General features: G+C 79.2%; 1 protein-coding gene. It reads left to right on the top strand.

The annotated features are described in order from the left end of the window. Positions 1-94: 94 nt before the first annotated feature. The coding region (locus tag GTW08_RS05705) for a hypothetical protein (RefSeq protein ID WP_161151515.1) at positions 95-414 on the top strand (320 nt) is incomplete at its 3' end.

Here is a 414-nt window from a genome sequence, read left to right as displayed (position 1 = left end):
CCCGGACGGCCGGGTCCGGCCCTCCCCGGGTACGGCGCGCGCCACGGCCCGGCCCGCGTCTCCGGCCGCTCCGGCCCCCCTGACCTCGGACGTGGTGGCCGACGAGTGCCTGCTCGACCGGGCAGCACTGACCGGGCTGCTGGGCGGGCCGCCGGTCGCGCCGGCGACGAACGCCGTCGTCACCCGCACCGACGGGACCCGCACCCGGGCCTGCTTCGCGCTCGCCGACGGCGTGACGGTGTCGGTCAACGTGTACACGACGAACCGGGGCACGCCGGCCGGCTACGTCGCCGGCGCCCGGCACGGCAGCGCGGTGACCGGGCTCCCGGCGGGGACCTCCGCGACGGTGCTCGACACCGTCGCCGGGCCGACCCTGCAGCTGGCCACCGCCCGGTACCTGGTGACGGTGGCGGT

The sequence above is a fragment of the Pseudonocardia sp. SID8383 genome, from assembly GCF_009864975.1.
Classification (GTDB): Bacteria; Actinomycetota; Actinomycetes; order Mycobacteriales; family Pseudonocardiaceae; genus Pseudonocardia; species Pseudonocardia alni.
Note: the sequence above shows the minus strand (reverse complement) of the source record. Positions and strands in the feature narration are given on the sequence as shown.